At 67.9% G+C, this 3862-nt stretch carries 4 protein-coding genes and 1 pseudogene; 4 read left to right on the forward strand and 1 reads right to left on the reverse strand.

Translation table 11 applies throughout. From position 1 onward, the window contains the following. The 4 genes from A5622_RS21005 to A5622_RS21020 form a co-directional block, all read left to right on the forward strand. Positions 1–566 (forward strand): PE/PPE C-terminal domain-containing protein (locus A5622_RS21005; protein ID WP_197508064.1); only part of this gene is annotated, 566 nt, incomplete at its 5' end. Between the two features lie 78 nt (positions 567–644). Next, on the forward strand, positions 645–998 hold the full coding sequence (locus A5622_RS21010; RefSeq protein ID WP_066865384.1) for a DUF732 domain-containing protein: 354 nt from the start codon (positions 645–647) through the stop codon (positions 996–998). A gap of 95 nt (positions 999–1093) precedes the next feature. After that, entirely contained in the window at positions 1094–2047 is a 954-nt protein-coding gene (locus A5622_RS21015; protein WP_066865387.1) for a PPE family protein, read from the forward strand. A gap of 164 nt (positions 2048–2211) precedes the next feature. Then, positions 2212–3612 (forward strand): wax ester/triacylglycerol synthase family O-acyltransferase, encoded by a 1401-nt coding sequence (locus A5622_RS21020; protein WP_066865391.1) that lies wholly within the window; start codon positions 2212–2214, stop codon positions 3610–3612. A 21-nt stretch (positions 3613–3633) separates the two neighbouring features. Here the strand turns inward: A5622_RS21020 and A5622_RS21025 are convergent. Then, a pseudogene (locus tag A5622_RS21025) lies at positions 3634–3862 on the reverse strand (hypothetical protein); the annotation flags it as partial.

The following is a 3862-nucleotide window of genomic DNA, read 5'->3' on the forward strand; positions in this document are numbered from 1 at the left end:
GGAAGAACTTCTTCATCTATGCGCCGTGGAGCGCCGCGATGGCCAAATCGTCGCTGGGCGCCGGGCTGGCGTCGCCCGGCCACATCGCCGCCGGCATCGCGGCAAAGCCCGTATCGGCGGTGCTGGGTAACGCGCCAACAGTGGGCAAGCTGTCGGTGCCGGCTAGCTGGGCGACGGCCGCCCCGGCGATCAGGCTGGCCTCCACCGCGCTACCGGGCACCAGCCTGGCCGCGGCCGCGGCGACGGATTTGTCGGGCCTGGTGAACGAGGCGACCCTGGGCAGTCTGGCGGGCGGCGCGCTGGGCAGCCCGGCATCGCGTGTCGTCAGCACCACGGGCATCCAGGCCCGCGCGATCACCGGCGAGCGCCGGCAGGGACCGGTCAAGCTCGACCGCATCATCGCCCAACTGCAGGAGATGCCCGACCAGGTGCAGCACTGGAACGTCGACGAGGCCGGCCTCGACGACCTGGTCGCCAAGCTCAGGACAACGCCGGGCGTGCACGCCGTGCACGTGACCGACGGAGAGGAAGTCGCGGTCGGATCCCCCGAATCGAAACTGGGGTAGCGCCTTGCGGTGCAACAGATTTCGTCTCAGTGGACCGGATCAACCGGGAAACCGCCATAGGGCCTCGAAGGAGGATGCATGAAACTGCTGCTAGCGCTTCTCGGTGTATCGCTGGGCATCGTCACCGCGGTACCCGCACACGCCGTCCCGGGAGAGGACGAGGCGGCCGCCGACGAGAACAACGAGGTCTTCATCGCCGATCTCCACAAGGTGGGGATCAGTTTTGCGAATCCGGACCAAGCCGTTGCCGCCGGAAAAGCGGTGTGCGGATTGATCTCTCGTGGCGTCTCCGGTCTTCAGCTCCTCAACGACCTGCGGGACAACAACCCCGCGCTGAGCACCAACGGCGCCGCCCAGTTCGCGACGATATCGGCGAAGTCGTACTGCCCACGTCAACTCGAGTCCGCCGAAGGCGGTAAGGGCAGCGGCTGACCGCCAACACCAACTGCCGCCGCATATCCATCACCCCCGAAGAGAAAAGCCTGATGTTGCAGCACCATTCGCCCGCCATTGAGCTGGGGCCAGTGATGGATTTCGGTGCCCTTCCGCCGGAAAGCAATTCGGGGCGGATGCATTCGGGCCCCGGCGCCGGATCAATGATGGACGCCGCCAAGGCCTGGGGCGTGCTGGGCGCCCAACTCGCTGACATGGCGCTGACCTACCGGGCGGTGATCGCCGAGCTGGAACCGGGAGGGCAGAGCGCGTCGACTACGCCGATCACCCAAGCCGTCGCACCCTATCTGGCGTGGCTCGACGCCACCGCCGCGCAGGCCCGGCAGACGGCCAGTCAGGCCACCGCGGCCGCGGCCGCCTACGGCTTGGCGCTTGCGGCGGTGGTGTCGCCCCATGCGATCGACGCCAACCGGTTGCGGCGGATTTCGCTGGCCGCGGCGAACTGTCTGGGCCAGCTCAGTCCGGCGGTCGCCGACGCCGACGCCGACTACGAACGGATGTGGGCGCAGGATGCCGCGGCCATGTATGCCTACGCCCGCGCGTCGGCCGGCGTCTGGAAGCTGACACCGTTCGATTCGCCGCCGCCCGCCGCCGACCCCGGCGAGCCCGTGGGGGTCACCCCGCCGTCTCGCAACTGGACCCTGACCGTCGCACCGGAGGTCATAACGACTGGCCGACAAGTGATCTCAACCATCTCCGAAGCGCTGGGCGCGCTGTCCACCTCGCCGCTGGCCACCTTTGATACGTCCCTGTTGTCGGCAACGGCGCCGCTGTCCAAGTTGAGCTCGTTGTCGGCACCGGTCGACTTCGCGCTCAAACACCTGAGTTCCCTCAACAAGGCCGCCGCGCTGTGCAGGGCCGCGGTCATGTGCTCGCCGGGGGGCGGCACGAATCACGCGGCGCCCAGGGTGAGCGTCGGGCGCGGCGCGGCGATCGGGATCTTGTCGGTCCCACGGGCGTGGACCCGATCGATGCCGAGCCCGACGTCGCCCAGTTCGCCCGCGACTCCCGTCGATCGAAGCCAGTGAGCCGCCCGCCTGGCACCCGGACGGACAAATATGTTGTCGCAGACGGGTGCCCGCGGGTAGCCGCGTCGACCCGGTAGCCACGCGGACGCTTCCTGCGCCGAGCCGGCGGGTAGTTTGTTTGCCATTGCTGGTGGCGACGGCGGTTGGGGGGTTACGGTCAGGTGATGAGACGGCTTTCGAGTGTCGATGCGGCGTTTTGGTCAGCGGAAACCGCGGGCTGGCACATGCACGTGGGGGCGCTGGCGATCTGCGACCCGAAGGAATGCTCCGAGTACAGCTTTCAACGTCTCCGTCAATTACTGATCGAGCGCCTGCCCGAGGTCCCGCAGTTGCGGTGGCGGGTCACTGGCGCGCCGCTGGGACTGGACCGGCCGTGGTTCGTCGAGGACGAGGAGCTCGACGTCGACTTCCACGTCCGCCGCATCGGGGTTCCCGCGCCGGGCGGTCGCCGCGAGCTCGAGGAGCTGGTCGGGCGGCTGATGTCCTACAAGCTGGATCGCTCCCGGCCGCTGTGGGAAATGTGGGTGATCGAGGGCGTCGAGGGCGGCCGGATCGCCACGCTGACCAAGATGCACCACGCCATTGTCGACGGGGTCTCGGGCGCCGGACTGGGTGAAATCCTGCTGGACACCACGCCGGAACCGCGTGCGCCGCAACAGGAAACGGTCGGATCGCTGGTGGGATTCCAGCTGCCCGGACTAGAGCGGCGCGCCGTGGGCGCCCTGATCAACGTGGGCGTCAAGACGCCGTTCCGCATCGCGCGGCTGATGGAGCAGACCGTGCGCCAGCAGATCGCCACCCTGGGTGTGCGCAGCAGACCGCCGCGCTACTTCGAGGCGCCCAAAACCCGTTTCAACGCGCCGGTCTCGCCGCATCGGCGCATCACCGGGTGCCGCGTTGAACTTGCCCGCGCCAAAGTCGTCAAGGACGCCTACGGCGTCAAGCTCAACGACGTCGTGCTGGCCCTGGTGGCCGGCGCCGCCCGCGACTATCTACAGAAACGCGGCGAGCTGCCCGCCAAGCCGCTCATCGCGCAGATCCCGGTCTCGACGCGCACCGACAACGACAAGGACGACGTCGGCAACAAGGTCAGTTCCATGACCGTCTCGCTGGCCACCGATGTCGAAGACCCGGGCGAGCGGCTGCGGGCCATTCACGAAAGCACCCAGAACGCCAAGCTGATGGCCAAGGCGCTGTCGGCGCATCAGATCATGGGGCTGACCGAGACCACGCCGCCCGGGCTGCTGCAGCTGGCCGCGCGGGCTTACACAGCCAGCGGGCTGTCGCGAAACCTGGCCCCCATCAACCTGGTTGTCTCGAACGTCCCCGGACCGCCGTTCCCGTTGTATATGGCTGGCGCCAAACTGGATTCGCTGGTGCCGCTGGGGCCGCCGGTGATGGACGTCGCGCTCAACATCACCTGCTTCTCCTACCAGGACTACCTGGACTTCGGCTTCGTGACGACGCCCGAGGTGGCCAACGACATCGACGACATGGCCGATCGGATCGAGCCTGCGTTGACCGACCTGGAGAAGGCCGCCGCGCGGGAGAATGACTCCGACTAGACCTGACTGACGATCTGGCCACTACGGGCCGTCGCCGTCCTCGTCGCGCAGGAGTTTTTCGGGGTGGTGGAAGGTGTTGGTGCGGGGTTGGCCGGTGTCGAGGTGTGGGGGTGGTTTCCATTGGGTGTCGCCGTGGGTGTTTGTGCGGGTGGTCCAGCCGCCGGGTCTTAGTAGGCGGTGGTGGGGGCCGCAGGCGAAGGTGAGGTTGTTGACGTCGGTGGTGTGGCACTTGCTGTAGTCGGTGACGTGG

This window comes from Mycobacterium sp. 1245801.1, assembly GCF_001673055.1.
Lineage (GTDB): Bacteria > Actinomycetota > Actinomycetes > Mycobacteriales > Mycobacteriaceae > Mycobacterium > Mycobacterium europaeum_A.